Origin of the sequence: Clostridium sp. FS41, assembly GCF_000954015.1 — a bacterium.
Taxonomy (GTDB): Bacteria; Bacillota; Clostridia; order Lachnospirales; family Lachnospiraceae; genus Enterocloster; species Enterocloster citroniae.
The window spans coordinates 25,739-42,211 of record NZ_JYHN01000054.1; the positions used below are offsets into that span (position 1 = coordinate 25,739).

Below are 16,473 nucleotides of genomic sequence, written 5' to 3' on the forward strand. Positions count from 1 at the left end.
CTATGGCAAGGATAGGAATTCTGGGCGGAACATTTGACCCCATCCACAATGGCCATCTGCGGCTGGGAAAGCGGGCATATGAGGAATTTGAACTGGAGAGCATATGGTTCATGCCATCCGGAGTGCCGCCCCATAAAAAGGACCACAGGATCACAGAGGGTAAGATGCGCAGGGATATGGTAAAACTGGCAATTGCAGATACCCCCTGTTTTCTGTATTCTGATTTTGAATTAAAGCGCAAAGGCGATACCTATACGGCGCAGACACTGACCCTTTTGCACAGGGAGCGTCCGGAGGATGAATTTTATTTTATTATAGGAGCAGATTCCCTGTATGAGATTGAACATTGGTATCATCCCGAGGCGGTGATGGGGCAGGCCGTGCTCCTGGTGGCAGGCCGTGCTTACAGACATCCCCACAGGAATATGGAGGAACAGATCGCCCGTTTGTCCCTTAGGTACGGCGCCAGGATCTATCCCATCCACTGTCCTGAGATGGACATATCATCAGAGGGGATCAGGAAGGCAGTGGCGGAAGGGCGGCCAATACGGGACGCAGTCCCGGAACCGGTGGAAGAATATATCAGGGTCCACGGCCTGTATAGGGAAAATGCAGCCGGAGGCTATGACGGTGGGAAAAAGACATGTTAGGAGGATGAGCATATGGAAAATCAATGCAGTCAAATCATGATACTGAGAAAAAAACTCAGTTCAAAGCTGGCTCCCATGCGTTACGAGCATTCCCTCAGTGTTTCCTTTACCTGTATGAACCTGGCCATGCGCTACGGATATGACCTGGATAAGGCTGAACTGGCCGGGCTGATGCACGATTGCGGAAAACGCTATTCGGATGACATTATCCTGAAGAAATGCATCAAGCATGGCATTGAGGTTACGGAAGCGGAGTTGAATGCCCTGCCAGTGCTCCATGCAAAATACGGGGCGTGGCTGGCAGAGCACAAGTACCAGATTACGGACAGGGAGATCCTGGATGCCATTGGATGCCATACAACGGGAAAACCGGACATGACGGTTCTGGATAAAATTCTCTATATTGCGGATTACATTGAGCCCAGACGCTTTAAGGCTGAGAATCTGCCGTTGATCCGCAGGCTGGCATATGAGAACCTTGATGAAACCATGTATGCCATATTATCGGGAACCCTGGAATATCTTGATAAAAAAGGCGGAAGTATTGACCCTATGACAGTTGAAGCATATGAATATTTTAAGGAGATGAAAGGAGACAGCAATGAACTCAAAGGAAATGGTTAAGCTGGCTTACAATGCCCTCAGTGATAAAAAGGGCGAGGACATTAAGATCATCGATATCCAGTCCGTGTCTGTTCTGGCCGACTACTTTATCATTGCCCATGGAAGCAACCCCAATCAGGTTCAGGCCATGGCTGACAATGTGGAGGAAGTCCTGGGCAGGGAGGGCTGCGAGTGCAAGCAGATCGAGGGATATCAGAACGCCAATTGGATCCTTATGGATTATAAGGATGTGATCGTCCATATATTCTGCAAGGAAGACAGGCTGTTCTATGATCTGGAGCGGATCTGGAGGGACGGAAAGACCTTCGTGGATATAGACGAGTTATAATATGCTAAAACGTGCGGTCACCGGGATAAGACATGTATTCCGGTGACCGCACGTTTTATATTATAGGTTTGACTTTGCATGTTCTGCGGACTACATCATACGGATCAGGCCGATCACCTTGCCAAGAATCTCCACGTGGTCCGTTATGATGGGATCCATGGCATCATTCTCGGGCTGCAGGCGGTAATGGCCCTTTTCCTTATAGAAACGCTTCACGGTGGCGGAGTCATCTACCAGGGCCACAACAATCTCGCCGTTGTCAGCAGTAGGGCGCTGCTCCACGATCAGCTGGTCGCCGGGCAGGATTCCGGCGCCTATCATACTTTCTCCCTTTACCTTCAGCATAAAGGTCTCTGCGTTGGGAAGCGCCTCGGCTGGAAATGGGAAGTAATCCTCGATCCGTTCCTCTGCCAGGATGGGCTCTCCTGCAGCAACCGTACCGATCAGGGGAATGTTCACCATCTCCCTGCGATTAAAGTTAAAGGTGTCATCCAGGATCTCGATTGCCCTGGGCTTAGTGGGGTCGCGGTGGATATAGCCTTTATCCTCCAGGGCCGACAGATGGGAGTGGACAGAGGAAGTGGACTTTAAATGAACCGCCTCACATATCTCACGCACAGCCGGGGGATACCCCTTCTTAAGTATAGTGTCTTTTATGTATTCTAATATCTCCTGCTGTTTAGAAGTAATTTTATCCTGAGCCATATTCAACCTCCTGCATTTTCTAAATCTATAGTAACATATGTTCGGTAAAAATGCAAACCTTTGTTCGGTTTTTTCGGCTAAAACCATTGACAAACGTGTGTTCGGGTGCTATATTATATATATACAAAAGAACACACGTTCTGGAGTGCGCATGAAGGAACCGCCTTAGGGAGGTTGCATATGAGAAAGTTAATAGTTACCTGTTTTGCAGTGCTGTTGTTAGTCACCATGTTTATGGGGCGTGCTATGTTCACCTCCATGGCGAAAGAGGAGACTACGGCTGCGCCGTATTATAAGAGTATCCAGATCCGGGAAGGGGACAGCCTGTGGAAGATAGCTGACCAGTATAAAGAGGGAAGTTCCATGAGCACTCATGAATATGTGGACCGTTTGATCCAGATGAACAATCTGAAGAAGGACACGATCCATGCAGGACAGTATCTTACAGTGGTATATTTTGAATAGTTCCTTATATATAATATAGTGTCAAGCACATCTCAGATACCTGTGAGGCGCAGGCCATGCCTAGCGTGTTATAATGCATCAGCGCATCTTAAGGAATCAGACGGAGGCTTTGTCATGGAACTGAGATTCCTGCCATGACCAGGTTTCTGCCGTGACCAGATTCCCTCTATGATAAATTTATTACTGCTCACCGTCTAAAGAAGCGGGAATTTTGCCTGAGGGAAAGATGAATCCGTTAACATCCCCTGGAGACAGCCTTAGCGGCATGTCTTCAGGGGTTTTCTGCATTTTTTTGCCGCATGTATTCTTGCATATAATTTCCTGAATTTTTTTGTATAAATACTTGCAAATTTTTAGGTCTATGTAAAATCCGTGTAAAGAAACCAAAGGTGGTCAATAAAAATATAAACAAAAATCAATATTGTTTTTAGTGTATATTGTATATATTTTAGTTTCATAACTTTTATATTATCAATTTATAAATAATATGTATTTGAAATTATAAAACACAGTGACTATAATTAGGCAAAGCAAAAGAAGAGAAAGGGGGGTTGGAAGATATGGATGGTTTAGTGGAATCGCTGATGGACGAACTGAACTGCAATGTGGTGTTTACCATACCGCTGTTTGGAGGGATCGATGTGCTGGAATCAGTTGTGGTCACCTGGATCATCATGGCAGTGATGATGGCAGGTTCCCTGCTTCTTGTCCATGGCCTTAAGGTAAGGCAGATCAACAACAAGCAGGCCGCGCTGGAAAGTGGCCTTTCTTTTATCTATGACTTCTTTGAGGGTCTTTTGGGTAAGGATGGCCGGGATTATATTCCCTACCTGATCACCGTGGTGCTTTACATTGGGATTGCCAACATGATCGGCCTTTTTGGATTCAAGTCGCCCACCAAGGATCTGAATGTGACGGTATCCCTGGCCGTTATGAGCATTGTGCTGGTGGAAGCTGCCGGAATCAGGAAAAAGGGAGTAAAGGGCTGGGTCAAGAGTTTTGCGGAGCCCATTGCCATTATAGCGCCCATTAACGTGCTGGAACTGTTTATCAGGCCGCTTTCGCTGTGTATGCGATTGTTCGGCAATGTTCTGGGCGCCATTGTGGTCATGGCATTGATCAAGCATCTCCTTCCGTTGATCGTGCCGCTGCCGTTCAGTTTTTACTTTGATATATTTGACGGAGTGATCCAGGCCTATGTGTTTGTGTTCCTCACGTCACTATATATAAAAGAGGCAATCGAAGATTAACCATTAACAGTATATGAGAAAATTTAAGAGAAAAAGGAGAATCATATTATGACAGGATTAATTGCTTTAGGTGCAGGTGTTGCAGTAGTTACAGGTGTTGGTGCGGGAATTGGAATTGGTCTGGCTACCTCCAAGGCAGTGGATGCCATCGCAAGGCAGCCCGAGGCAGACGGTAAGATCACAAAGGCCCTGCTGCTGGGATGTGCCCTTGCCGAGGCAACCGCTATTTATGGATTTGTGATCGGTCTTTTGATTATTCTGTTCTTAAAATAAAAACAAGCAGGAAGGCGTTTGAATATGTTAAATATAAACATTTGGAATATAGCCTTTACGGTCATTAACCTTCTGGTGCTCTACATATTCATGAAGCATTTCCTTATTGGCCCGGTACGTAAGATACTGGATGAAAGGAAGCAGATGATTGAACGTGATCTGGACGATGCAAAGAATACCAGAACAGAGGCGGAACAGATGAAAGCCAGCTATGAGGTTTCCATGGGCAAGGCCGAGGAGGAGGCATCGCGGATCATTGAGAGCGCCAAGTCCAGAGCAGGGGATGAATACAACCGTATCATTGCCCAGGCCAGGGAAGACGCTGCAAAGAAGATGGAGGATGCTGATAAGACCATCGCCCTGGAAAGGGAGAAGGCCATGAATGACCTGAAGGTCTCCGTTGCCGGACTGGCCATGAGTGCTGCTGCAAAACTTTTAAGCGAGCAGAGCGGACCTGAGAATGACAGGAACCTTTACAACCGCTTTTTAGCAGAATCAGGTGATCGAAATGACTGAGACGGCCAGGAGATATGCGATTGTTTTGTATGAATTAGAAATACCGGGGCAAATGGTAAAAAACGCTGCGGATGTGATTAAGGAAAACCCTGAACTGAACAGGGTACTTACAAGTCCTGTGGTTCCCATGGGAAGTAAGCATGCCGTCATAGAAAAGGTATTCAGAGAACCGGAATATTCCGGTCTGATGGTGCGTTTCCTGAAAAAGGCTTGCGATGCGGGGTGCATCGGACAGATGGGGGATATTGCAGATGCATGGCAATCCTACTCCCTCAGGATGGAAGGCGTGATGGAGGCGGAACTCCACTATGTGACCATGCCGGGTGCGGCCCAGATTGCAGGAATGAAACAGTTTTTGTGCAGCAGATACCATAAAAAGGATATAGATCTCCGACTGGTAATGCAGCCTGACCTGGTGGGCGGATTTGTCCTGAAAGCCGGGGATACAGAATATGATTACAGCCTGAAGGGACAGCTGAACCAGCTGTGCCGGGCAGTAGTAAGATAGGAGTATTGATATGAGCACAATCAGTTCCCAGGAAATCATCTCCATTATCAAAAGTGAGATTGAGGATTATGATACCCATGCCGGCCAGGAACAGGAGACAGGTTCTGTTATCTGGATAGGCGATGGTATCGCAATTGTATACGGCATGGAACATGCCATGTACGGAGAGATTGTAATATTTGAAAACGGTGTCCGGGGAATGGTCCAGGATATCCGTAAGGATGAGATCGGTGTTATCCTGTTTGGCAAGGATACGGAGATATCCCAGGGTACAAAGGTGGTCCGCACAAAGAAGAGGGCCGGGGTGCCTGTGGGAAGCGGATTTTTAGGCCGGGTTGTGAACGCATTGGGAGATCCCATTGACGGACTTGGCCCTGTGAAGGAGGAGGATTACCGGCCGGTGGAAGAGGAAGCGCCGGGAATCGTGGACAGGAAGTCGGTAGGGGTTCCCATGGAGACGGGTATATTGGCCATTGACTCCATGTTTCCCATTGGCCGCGGACAGCGTGAGCTGATCATCGGCGACCGCCAGACCGGAAAGACCTCCATTGCTATAGATACCATACTGAACCAGAAGGGGAAGGATGTGATCTGTATCTATGTGGCGATCGGGCAAAAGGCATCCACGGTGGCAAAGCTGGTATCCACCCTTAAAAAGAGCGGCGCCATGGACTATACCATTGTAATGGCCTCCACGGCCAGCGAGGCAGCGCCCCTGCAGTACATAGCTCCCTATTCAGGAACAGCCATGGCGGAGTTCTTTATGTACCAGGGAAAGGATGTTCTGATCGTATATGATGATCTGTCTAAGCATGCGGTTGCATACCGCGCCCTGTCCCTGCTGCTGGAGCGCTCCCCGGGACGTGAAGCATATCCGGGGGATGTGTTTTACCTGCACTCACGCCTTCTGGAGCGTTCCAGCAGGCTGAGCGATGCAAAGGGAGGCGGATCCATCACGGCACTGCCCATTATTGAGACGCAGGCAGGGGACGTGTCCGCATACATTCCCACCAATGTCATTTCCATTACAGACGGACAGATTTTCCTGGAAAGTGATCTGTTCTTTTCAGGAATGAGACCGGCTGTGAATGTCGGCCTTTCCGTATCACGCGTGGGCGGTGCTGCCCAGACAAAGGCCATGAAAAAGGCGTCCGGAAGCATAAGGATCGATCTGGCCCAATACCGCGAGATGGAAGTATTTACCCAGTTCAGCTCAGACCTGGATGAATCCACAAAAGAGCAGCTGGCTTACGGCAAGCGTCTGATGGAACTTCTCAAACAGCCTTTGGGAAGGCCTCTCAGCCTGCATGAGCAGGTCATTACCCTCTGTACAGCCACCCACAAGGTAATGCTTAGCGTGGATGTGGATAAGATTAAGGAATTTCAGATGAACATGCTGGCCTGGTTTGATGAAAAGCATCCGGAGATCGGTAAAGAGATCGATGAAGCCGGGAATCTCACCGAAGAGCTGGTACAGAAGATTCTGGACAGCGCCAACCAGTACAAGGCATCCATCTGACAGGGAAGAAGGAGATAGTATGGCAAATGCAAGAGAAATCCTGGGCCGTATGAAAAGCGTCCAGGATACCAGGAAGATAACCAATGCCATGTACCTGATCTCCTCCACAAAGCTTAAGAAAAGCAAAAAACTGCTGGAGGAGACAGAGCCTTACTTCTATACATTACAGGATTTGATACGCCGTATCCTGCGCCATATGCCGGAAGTGGAGCATTTTTACTTCAATCCCAGGAAAGAGATCAAGGAACAGGACAGGATGAAGGGCCTGATCGTTATCACGGGCGACAAGGGCCTGGCAGGCGCTTACAACCATAATGTGCTGAAGATGGCTCATGAGTGGATGAACCAGGGAAGCAACCACCGCCTCTATGTGGTGGGAGAGCTGGGACGTCATTATTTCAGCGCAAAGCATGTTCCTGTGGAGGAGCAGTTCCATTATACGGTGCAGAATCCTACCATGCACAGGGCGCGGATGATCGCGTCCACGGTGCTGGATGATTATGAGGAAGGCAGATTGGATGAGGTGTGGATCCTCTACACCCAGATGATCAACAGCATGAAGATGGAGGCCCAGATCGTACAGCTGCTTCCCCTTAAACGGGAGGATTTCAGCAACATTGTGATCCCGGCCGACATCATACAGGAGGAGATACAGATGGTTCCCTCCCCCAGTGCTGTCATGGACAATGTGGTACCCAACTATGTGACAGGATTTGTGTTCGGCGCCCTGGTAGAGTCCTTTTGCAGTGAGCAGAATGCCAGAATGATGGCAATGCAGTCGGCAAGCGACAATGCCAATGAGATTTTGAGCGAACTGTCCATTGAATATAACCGTGTAAGGCAGGCTGCCATTACCCAGGAGATAACTGAGGTGATCAGCGGTGCCAAGGCACAGAAAAAGAAACATACTACGTAATTTAGAAGGAGGCAGCCATGAGCAAGGGAAAGATCATACAGGTTATGGGACCTGTGGTTGACGTGGCGTTTGAAGATGAGCACCTTCCCCATATCAAGGATGCCCTGGCAGTAGATAACCAGGGAAAGCGGTGTGTCATGGAGGTGGCACAGCATATTGGCGGCGATGTGGTCCGCTGTATCATGCTGGCTTCCAGTGACGGGCTGTGCAAGGATATGGAGGTAGAGCCCACGGGATCCGGTATCCAGGTGCCCGTAGGCAAGAAAACCCTGGGACGGCTATTTAATGTCCTTGGGGAGACGATTGACGGCGGAGAGAGCCTGGATCATGAAGATAAATGGGTGATCCACAGGGACCCGCCCTCCTTTGAGGACCAGAGCCCGGTGGTGGAGATGCTGGAGACAGGCATCAAGGTAATTGATTTGCTGGCTCCCTATGCAAAGGGCGGAAAGATCGGCCTGTTCGGCGGAGCCGGCGTGGGCAAGACCGTACTGATCCAGGAACTGATCACCAATATTGCCACTGAGCACGGCGGATATTCCATATTCACCGGCGTGGGTGAGCGTTCCCGTGAGGGAAATGACCTTTGGACAGAGATGGGCGAGTCCGGGGTTCTGGATAAGACGGCCCTGGTATTCGGACAGATGAATGAGCCGCCCGGGGCACGTATGCGCGTGGCTGAGACAGGGCTTACCATGGCTGAGTATTTCAGGGACGTGGAGCACCAGAACGTACTTTTGTTCATTGATAATATATTCCGTTTTGTGCAGGCCGGTTCTGAGGTATCCGCCCTGCTTGGGCGTATGCCTTCCGCGGTTGGCTACCAGCCCACCCTGGCAACAGAGGTAGGCGAGCTTCAGGAGAGGATCGCTTCCACAAAGAATGGTTCAGTTACCTCGGTACAGGCAGTCTATGTGCCGGCGGATGACCTGACGGATCCGGCTCCGGCCACCACCTTTGCCCATCTGGACGCCACCACGGTCCTTTCCAGAAAGATTGTGGAACAGGGGATTTACCCAGCAGTGGATCCGCTGGAATCCACCTCACGTATCCTGGAGGAGGATGTGGTGGGTAAAGAGCATTATGAGGTTGCAGGCAAGGTACAGCAGATGCTTCAGAAATATAAGGAGCTTCAGGACATCATTGCAATCCTTGGCATGGAGGAATTGTCGGAAGAGGATAAGCTGACTGTTAACCGGGCCAGGAAGATCCAAAGGTTCCTGTCACAGCCGTTCCATGTGGCGGAGAATTTTACAGGCGTGCCTGGAAAGTACGTTCCTGTGAAAGAGACGATCCGTGGTTTTAAGGCGATCATTGACGGAGAGATGGATCAGTATCCTGAGGCTGCATTCTTTAATGTGGGCACCATTGATGAGGTTGTAAAAAAAGCCGAAATCATGGAACACGGTGAAGGGTAAGCATATGGCTGATTCACGGAAAGGAGCCCGGATATGTCTACATTTTGGCTGAAGATAGTGGCCAGCGACCATATTTTTTATAATGGAAACTGTGAAACACTGGTCGTTCCCGCCCATGACGGAGAGTTTGGTATTCTTCCCCATCACGAAGCCATGATCCTGGCTACCCAGGAGGGCGAACTGCGGTTTAGGATACCCGGAGAGGGGCAGTGGAAGGAAGCGGTTGTGGGGCGTGGGATTGTCCAGGTGGTCAATAACCGTGTGACCATGATCGTGGACACGGCGGAACGCCCGGAGGATATTGACGCGGTCAGAGCCAAGGAAGCCCTGGAACGGGCGGAGGAGCAGATGCGCCAGAAGCAGAGCCTGAGGGAGTTCAGAATGTCCCAGGCATCCATGGCCAGGGCCTTGACAAGGCTTAAGGGAAGTCATCTGAAGGAATTATAATAAAATATGGTTTGGAACAAAAAGTTGGCTGTAGGGATTTCCTACAGCCATTTTGAGTTCTGGATCAGAAAATCACAGAAATCCCTGACAATGGGGTTCTCCTTGCCATGGGGAGAGCACATCAGGATGATCTGTCTGCGGCAGACCTGGTCTTTGATGGGAAGGAGCTTGACCGGCGATTGAGGGGCCAGAGGACCCCACTCCGCTGACAGGGGCCCCCAGGAATACTGGGGCCAGAAACCAATGCCCAGACCTGCCGCGATCAGATTGCGCACGGACTCGGTGGTGTCGCTTTCAAATATGATCTTAGGTGTAAAACTGGCTTCTGAAAAGTAGCTGTTGCAGATCTGGCGTATGGGGCGGGAACCGGCCAGGCATATGTAGCCTGCATTATTGGTATCAGCCAGGCAGATGGAGTCCTTGTCCCCATATGGGGAATGGGTGGGCACGGCCAGGTACAGGTCCTCCTCCAGCATGACCATGTAGTCGGAGTACTCATCGCTTTTAACATCGGAGCGGATGGCAGATACACAAAGGTCATAATCCGTGGTGGCGTCAGATTGGTTCAGCTGGAAATTTACATCCGGCCGCAGGGAACGATAGGCGATAATGCGGTTGGTGATCAAAGTGGACGCTGCAAGAAGCTTTAGGTGGATGGTATGGCTGGAACGGTACTGTCCGGCACGCAGCTCTCCCGGGATACGGTCCAGGGCGCTTATAAGGGGGATCAGACGCTTCTGGAGCAGACGTCCTGCTTCGTTCAACTCGATGCTCCTGCTTTTCCTCTCAAACAGAGGGATGCCAAGTTCCGCCTCCAACCTGTGGATGGCCTGTGAAAGGGCGGGCTGTGCTATCTGAAGATGCTCAGCAGCCTTTGTCATATGCTGGTATTCGGCTGCTGTCAAAAAATAACGCAATTGTAATAATTCCATAACTTACCTCTACTTATCTATCATTGGTCCGGAGTATGTTTGAAAATTGCTTTTTGCCGCATAGCGGATATGAATCCTCAAACAGACCCCAGGGTTCATTATATAACATTTCCCCGGAATTTGCATTCAGAATATAAAAAACTGTTATTTGCAGTTAGTTACAGTTGACGACAGTCGGGTCTGGTGTCAGCGGCCGGATATATGGTTAAAATACATGAGATAAAAACGAAGAGAAAAAAACACGCGAGAGTCTATCGCGCAAATATGATTGAATTTGATGGAAAAATGTCATAAGCAATGAATGAGAAAAAAACTCACAAAGATTCCGCGCAACAGCATCCCTGCCTTGAAGCCCAAAATCAGGTTCAGATCCCTGTAGTGAGAAACATTCCCAATTACCTATCTTGCAAATTCCTGATGCAGCTGATAGAATATAGAACAGAAGTTAGCTAGAACTAACCTTATATAACAGTTAGATAGCGCCTAAAACGAATTATCATCTGCCCCAGGAGGTGCCCTATATGAGCAAAGAAACCCTGCATCTGTTGATGACCATGAACCATGACAATCTGGAAACACAGATTGCCATGCAGTGTGCCCCGCTTCTCACCGGGATGAAGATATCCAATCTTCTCACTGTCGGCAGCAGGAAAAAGCAGGAAGTATTGAGAACCTTCAGAAGAACGTCCATCTCGTGCTATGTACTGTACGAATCCGGGGAAAAGACCACATTTCTCCTTTACAGGAAACAGAAGCTGGAGTCTTATCTTGACCAGCCGCAGATCAAGCAGCTGATGGAGCGGTTTGGATACGGCTGCCAGGATCCGGTTTCCATACTCAGGCTTGTGTCCCGGCGATATAAAGCCCATATGGAAGGGGGACGCGGCTTTCCTCATGAGATCGGCGTGCTGTTGGGATATCCCCCGGAGGATGTGATCGGATTTATTGAGAATAACGGAAAGAATTTCCTGTGCGTTGGATATTGGAAGGTATACTCCAATCTCAATGAGTGCAGGTCCATTTTCAGGCGGTATAATCATGCCAGGGAGCATGTGATCCATATGGTATCACACGGCATGGATATTGCGGATATTCTTGAGATTTATGGTTTAAAACAATATAAATCAATGACAATAGGAGGATGAAAACATGAATCAGATTATGGTAGTATATTGGTCCCAGACCGGCAACACGGAGGCAATGGCCAATGCAGTGGCGGAAGGTGTGAAGGAAGCCGGTAAGGAGTGTACGGTTGCGGAAGTCTCGTCCGTATCCGCGGATGTGCTGAAGGATGCGCCTGTATTTGCACTGGGTTGTCCGGCCATGGGGGCGGAAGTCCTTGAGGAGGATGAGATGGAGCCCTTTATGGAGGCTGTTGAGGCATTTGCGGGCGGGAAACAGATCGGTCTGTTTGGCTCTTATGGATGGGGAGACGGCCAGTGGATGCGTGACTGGGAGGAGCGCGTTCAGAATGCCGGGGCTGTTCTGGTAGGGGGCCAGGGTGTGATCGCCCAGGAGGTTCCGGATGAGGATGCCCTGAGTCAGTGCAGGGAACTGGGAAAATCATTGGCAGGACTGCTGGCATAGAATACATCGCCCTGTCCGGTCCGTCATAGGTGACGGGTTATGAAAACAATAGGGTAAGGGATAGGAACGATCCTCCGGGAAATAGAGACCGGGGGATCTTTCTGTTATAAAAGGTAAAAAAATTGCATTTTCCTTTTTAAAATGTTATGGTATAGGATAGAAATAAAGTTTCTGCTATGCAGCTTTTGTCTGTTGTGACAGCAGAAGAAAGAAGGGGAACGGACAAGGTGCTGGAAGAAAAATTGGAGTTGGGAAAGGAAGGGGAAAGGGAATACGGAGGCCGGGATACCGTTCTTATTGTAGATGATATAGAGGTGAACCGGATCATCCTCAGGGGGATTTTCGAGAAGGATTACAATCTGTTGGAGGCTGAAAATGGCGACCAGGCAATGCTTTTTTTAAAACAGTATCACAGGCAGATCGCTGCTGTGCTCCTGGATCTGGTCATGCCTCAAAAGGATGGGTTTCAGGTGCTGACAGAGATGAATGATCTGGATATGCTTGCTGAGTGTCCGGTCATTGTGATCACCTCCGAGGATTCGCCGGATAATACGGTTAAAGCCTTTGACCTTGGCGCTTCCGACATTGTGATGAAACCGTTTGAGCCGGTGGTGGTGAAACGCCGCGTACAAAACAGTATTGCCCTCTGCCAGAACCAGCAGAATCTTCAGGAACGGATCGATGAGCAGGCTGCCAGGCTTCTGGAGTCCAATGCGGTGATGATCGATGCCCTGTCCGCCATTATTGAGTACCGGAGCGTGGAGACAGGACAGCATATACAGCGGATCCGTATGTTTACAAAGGTGCTGCTGGAGGAGGTATCCAATCATTTTCCGGAAATAGGATTTGACAAAAGACAGATCGATATCATAGCCAGCGCTTCCTCCATGCATGATATTGGGAAGATCGCCATCCCGGATTCCATCCTTAACAAGCCGGGAAGGCTTACTCAGGAAGAATTTGGAATCATGAAAACCCACACCACAAAAGGCTGTGAGATGCTGGAGAACCTGGACCGCATGGGGGATAAGGAGTATCTCCGGTATGCCTATAACATCTGCAGGTATCATCATGAAAGATGGGACGGAAAAGGATACCCGGATGGGCTTCACGGGGACAATATACCCATCTGTGCCCAGGTAGTGGGGATTTGTGACTGCTATGACGCACTGACCTCCGACCGCGTTTACAAAAAGGCTATCCCCCCGGCCCGGGCGATCAATATGATCCTGAACGGGGAATGCGGAGTATTTTCTCCCAGGCTGTTGGAGTGTTTTAAGAATGTCAAGGATACGTTTGCCGGATTATCCAATGAATATCAGGACGGGAAGACCATGAAGGTTTCAATGCTCACCGCAGACGAGGCGGTAAGCCGCTATGGTGAGAACCAGGAAAGCCAGCATACGGGTCAGCATAAATATCTGACATTGCTGAAGTATATTGATTCCACTGTGGTGGAAGTGGATTTTAACACAGGTTTCTTCCATGTTGTGTATCTGGCAAGCCATGATTTCGATCTGCTAAAGTCCAGCAGCTGTTTTGAGGAAGCTTTTGGCAATTTTGCCCGGACCGCCATTCACCCGGATGACAGATCTGTTGCGATCAAGCTTCTGGGGGAATACCAGCATGATTTTATGGATAAGGGCTTTAACAAGAAAAGCCGGAGTTACAGGATCTATGACCGTGTATACCAGGTATACCGATGGTGCCGGGCCACCATGCTGCGGGTCAATACAGGCAATCCTTATCAGAAAAAAGCCCTGCTCATATGGAGCGAACTGGAGCCGGATGAAGGAGAACTGCCTGTTTCCAGTGCCATGGAGCTTCGGATGTTCAATGACGCTGCCCTCAGCCGCATGATAGGGAGTGTCCAGAGCTGTCTCAATGACAGGGAATTCACCCTTGTTAAGACCAATGGGGGCCTGAATGAATTTTTGGGGTACAGCGATGAGGAGATCAGGGAACGCTTTGATAATAAGTATCTTAGAATGATCTATGCCCCGGATCAGGGCAGGGTCGTGGAAGAGACGGCCAGGCAGCTTAGTGAAGGCAGATCAGCGGAGTTGGAATACCGTTTGGAGACAAAGGAAGGGGAGATCCTGTGGGTTCTGGAAAAATGCCAGGTGGTGACCGGATCCGACAACACGGAACATCTGGTGTGCGCACTGATGGAGATCACAGCCACCAAACAGGCTCAGGAGGAGCTGCGTCTGTCCCTGGAGCGCCACAGGATCATCATGGAACAGGCGGAGGATATCCTCATCGAGTGGGACATTGGAAAGGATACCGTAAATTATTCATCTAATTTTGGAAAAAAGTTAGGGTATGTGCCCATCCGGGAAGAATTCACCCGCAAGGTGCGTCTGATATCCCATATCTACCCGGCCGATCTACCGCTGTTCCTGGAAGATTTGGAGGAGTTAAAAAAAGGACTGCCCTATAAAGAGATGGAATTCAGGCTGTCAGATGGGGAGGGACGGTATAAATGGTTCCGGCTGAGGGCCTCCTCCCAGTTTGACGCCCTGGGCCAGGTCAGCCGTGTGATCGGCATGCTGGCTGATGTAGATGAGCAGAGAAGGACGGCAGAGGCCCTTCAGTACCAGGCGGAACGGGATGAACTGACCCGGCTTTATAACCGCCGCCAGGCCAGAAAACTAATCGATGCCATGCTGGAAAAGCCGCTTCACGGCAGTCTCAATGCGCTCCTGATCCTGGATGTGGATAATTTTAAACAGATCAATGACAACAGGGGCCATATGTTCGGGGACATGGTGCTGCGAAATGTTGCGGATGTGCTGAACCGGCAGTTTCGCGGGGAGGATATCCTGTCCAGGATCGGGGGCGATGAATTCCTGATCTTTATGACCTGTGTTCCGGATGTGGACACGGTCAGGAAACGCATGTCCATGGTCCTTGCATCCATTCAGGAAATGTTCACGCAAAAGGGGATCATATTCCACCCCACCTGCAGCATAGGCGCTGCATTCCATCCCAATGACGGACTGGATTTTACAACCCTGTTCCAACGGGCGGATCTGGCAATGTATGCTGCAAAGGATAAGGGAAAAAGCCGCTATCAGGTCTATGATCCCTCCATGGGGCGGGGAAGGTAACTGCATTTGACGGCAATGGCGTTTAGGGCTGATATCATTTCACCATGGTCGTGAAAGGGATAAGTTACATAATAGACCATATCGCCTGACACGGCAATACACTCCAGTCGCTGGCCGGTCCAGGCATAGTCCAGTCCCGGAATATCCTGGGCAATAAAGTCCGCGGGTAGTTTGGCAAAGGTGGCGTCCATCATCAGGGAATTCATCAGCGGTATTGCCATGCCGCCATATTTAAGATGGTAAACGTCCTGATACATCCACAATTCTTTGCCGTCAGCTTCAACCGTTTCAAATGTGTCCCAGTGTTCCGCGAGAAGTGACTGGTCATAAACCACCTGACTGCTTCTATTTGTCACAAAGCTTTGGTTCCTTTGACCTGTGACCCCCATGTCGGAGAGCAGGATATACGGACCATCCGACTGAGAGGGCATGTCATAGGTGAGGCGGCCGATTCTCTGGAATAATGCCAGGCCTCCCAGCATCACGGTACACAGGATCAATGTTCGGTCCGTGAACCGGAGAATGGGGTGAGCGGGAACGGATGGATGATCCGGTGAGATTCCCCTTTCCATGTACCGGCGCAGGCGGCCAATATGCCATATCCCCCGTATGTTACTGTACACGCTCCACAAAAGAAAGGACGCAAACCCGGCCGACAAAGCGGTTTCCTCCAGCCAGATGCGGTAAAACTCCACGTGAAAATGCCCCTGCCCGACTACTGCGTAGGATACGTTCCATAAAAGGATCAGGAAGAAAACGCATATCAGCGGCTGGAGCAGTGCGCTGACATACTGTTTTCTAAGGGGTTTTAGTGTATCTGCCTGCTTCCGCGGCTGGGGATATAATGCAGTGACCCCGCGGCTTTTTGGAACACAAAAGATATGGATGCAGCCGTGGCCGGTCACATATTCCCATCCCTGTTCCTTAAATCCGGCTTTTCTTTTTTCCAGTTCTTTTGGGGACGCTGTATCGACCCTGTACTGCATGGCGCAGTTACCGTCAGGGGAAAAGCGGCTGAGGATCGCCCCGCGCTTTGTAAGCCGCCATCCCTTGGCCGCCATATCTGTATAGAATTGTTCAGTCTCACCAATCTCATAATCTTTGGGGTGAAATGCGTATTTTTTCTCCATGGTCCGGTCCTCCCCATCTGTTGTTATGACTCATTTATACCATATATGAAAAATATGTCAACTCAGAGCAGGATCCATATACTCATAAAGAA

Annotated in this window: 18 protein-coding genes; 15 read left to right on the forward strand and 3 right to left on the reverse strand. The window is 49.7% G+C overall.

Annotation, left to right across the window (positions count from 1 at the left end):
- The first annotated feature begins 2 nt into the window (after positions 1-2).
- The 3 genes from nadD to rsfS are packed head-to-tail and all read left to right on the forward strand — an operon-like array spanning position 3 to position 1,602.
- Positions 3-650, forward strand: coding sequence for a nicotinate-nucleotide adenylyltransferase (nadD, locus tag CLFS41_RS09640; RefSeq protein ID WP_045092158.1), 648 nt, complete (start codon positions 3-5; stop codon positions 648-650).
- A 12-nt stretch (positions 651-662) separates the two neighbouring features.
- Positions 663-1,274, forward strand: coding sequence for a bis(5'-nucleosyl)-tetraphosphatase (symmetrical) YqeK (gene yqeK / locus CLFS41_RS09645; RefSeq protein WP_007864526.1), 612 nt, complete (start codon positions 663-665; stop codon positions 1,272-1,274).
- A complete protein-coding gene (rsfS, locus tag CLFS41_RS09650) occupies positions 1,252-1,602 on the forward strand; it encodes a ribosome silencing factor (protein ID WP_007864527.1) in 351 nt (116 codons plus the stop codon). Before yqeK ends, rsfS begins: the two co-directional genes overlap by 23 nt.
- A 90-nt stretch (positions 1,603-1,692) precedes the next feature.
- On the opposite strand, the gene lexA is transcribed toward rsfS, so the two are convergent.
- Complete coding sequence (gene lexA, locus CLFS41_RS09655; RefSeq protein WP_007864529.1) at positions 1,693-2,307, reverse strand: transcriptional repressor LexA; 615 nt, start codon at positions 2,305-2,307, stop codon at positions 1,693-1,695.
- Positions 2,308-2,487: 180 nt separating this feature from the next.
- Between lexA and CLFS41_RS09660 the strand changes: the two genes are divergently transcribed.
- The 9 genes from CLFS41_RS09660 to atpC all read left to right on the forward strand — a co-directional run bounded on the left by CLFS41_RS09660 (position 2,488) and on the right by atpC (position 9,619).
- Positions 2,488-2,772 carry a LysM peptidoglycan-binding domain-containing protein gene (locus tag CLFS41_RS09660; protein WP_007864531.1) on the forward strand — a complete coding sequence of 95 codons (285 nt, stop codon included), beginning with the start codon at positions 2,488-2,490 and terminating at the stop codon, positions 2,770-2,772.
- A gap of 560 nt (positions 2,773-3,332) precedes the next feature.
- Positions 3,333-4,022, forward strand: coding sequence for a F0F1 ATP synthase subunit A (locus CLFS41_RS09665; protein ID WP_045092159.1), 690 nt, complete (start codon positions 3,333-3,335; stop codon positions 4,020-4,022).
- Positions 4,023-4,070: 48 nt separating this feature from the next.
- Positions 4,071-4,295 carry an ATP synthase F0 subunit C gene (gene atpE / locus CLFS41_RS09670; protein WP_007864555.1) on the forward strand — a complete coding sequence of 75 codons (225 nt, stop codon included), beginning with the start codon at positions 4,071-4,073 and terminating at the stop codon, positions 4,293-4,295.
- Between the two features lie 24 nt (positions 4,296-4,319).
- Complete coding sequence (gene atpF, locus CLFS41_RS09675) at positions 4,320-4,811, forward strand: F0F1 ATP synthase subunit B (protein WP_007864568.1); 492 nt, start codon at positions 4,320-4,322, stop codon at positions 4,809-4,811.
- 25 nt (positions 4,812-4,836) lie between these two features.
- The gene (gene atpH, locus CLFS41_RS09680) at positions 4,837-5,319 is read left to right on the forward strand and encodes an ATP synthase F1 subunit delta (RefSeq protein WP_227161307.1); all 483 of its coding nucleotides are present in this window, start codon (positions 4,837-4,839) and stop codon (positions 5,317-5,319) included.
- A 10-nt stretch (positions 5,320-5,329) separates the two neighbouring features.
- The gene (gene atpA, locus CLFS41_RS09685; RefSeq protein WP_045092160.1) at positions 5,330-6,838 is read left to right on the forward strand and encodes a F0F1 ATP synthase subunit alpha; all 1,509 of its coding nucleotides are present in this window, start codon (positions 5,330-5,332) and stop codon (positions 6,836-6,838) included.
- Positions 6,839-6,857: 19 nt separating this feature from the next.
- Positions 6,858-7,754, forward strand: coding sequence for an ATP synthase F1 subunit gamma (gene atpG, locus CLFS41_RS09690; RefSeq protein ID WP_007864578.1), 897 nt, complete (start codon positions 6,858-6,860; stop codon positions 7,752-7,754).
- Positions 7,755-7,771: 17 nt separating this feature from the next.
- Positions 7,772-9,172: a F0F1 ATP synthase subunit beta gene (atpD, locus tag CLFS41_RS09695; protein ID WP_045092161.1), complete on the forward strand. Its 1,401-nt coding sequence runs from the start codon at positions 7,772-7,774 to the stop codon at positions 9,170-9,172.
- 33 nt (positions 9,173-9,205) lie between these two features.
- Positions 9,206-9,619: an ATP synthase F1 subunit epsilon gene (gene atpC / locus CLFS41_RS09700; RefSeq protein WP_007864583.1), complete on the forward strand. Its 414-nt coding sequence runs from the start codon at positions 9,206-9,208 to the stop codon at positions 9,617-9,619.
- Positions 9,620-9,660: 41 nt separating this feature from the next.
- On the opposite strand, the gene CLFS41_RS09705 is transcribed toward atpC, so the two are convergent.
- On the reverse strand, positions 9,661-10,551 hold the full coding sequence (locus CLFS41_RS09705; RefSeq protein WP_007864585.1) for a LysR family transcriptional regulator: 891 nt from the start codon (positions 10,549-10,551) through the stop codon (positions 9,661-9,663).
- 521 nt (positions 10,552-11,072) lie between these two features.
- Here CLFS41_RS09705 and CLFS41_RS09710 point away from each other — a divergent pair.
- From CLFS41_RS09710 to CLFS41_RS09720, 3 genes are all read left to right on the forward strand, one after another.
- The gene (locus CLFS41_RS09710; protein WP_007864587.1) at positions 11,073-11,696 is read left to right on the forward strand and encodes a DUF3793 family protein; all 624 of its coding nucleotides are present in this window, start codon (positions 11,073-11,075) and stop codon (positions 11,694-11,696) included.
- Positions 11,697-11,700: 4 nt separating this feature from the next.
- Positions 11,701-12,138 (forward strand): flavodoxin, encoded by a 438-nt coding sequence (locus CLFS41_RS09715; protein ID WP_007864590.1) that lies wholly within the window; start codon positions 11,701-11,703, stop codon positions 12,136-12,138.
- Positions 12,139-12,365: 227 nt separating this feature from the next.
- Entirely contained in the window at positions 12,366-15,251 is a 2,886-nt protein-coding gene (locus CLFS41_RS09720) for a diguanylate cyclase (RefSeq protein ID WP_242827924.1), read from the forward strand.
- Here the strand turns inward: CLFS41_RS09720 and CLFS41_RS09725 are convergent.
- Positions 15,221-16,381, reverse strand: coding sequence for a DUF2812 domain-containing protein (locus CLFS41_RS09725; RefSeq protein ID WP_045092162.1), 1,161 nt, complete (start codon positions 16,379-16,381; stop codon positions 15,221-15,223). The genes CLFS41_RS09720 and CLFS41_RS09725 overlap by 31 nt on opposite strands.
- Between the last annotated feature and the right edge of the window lie 92 nt (positions 16,382-16,473).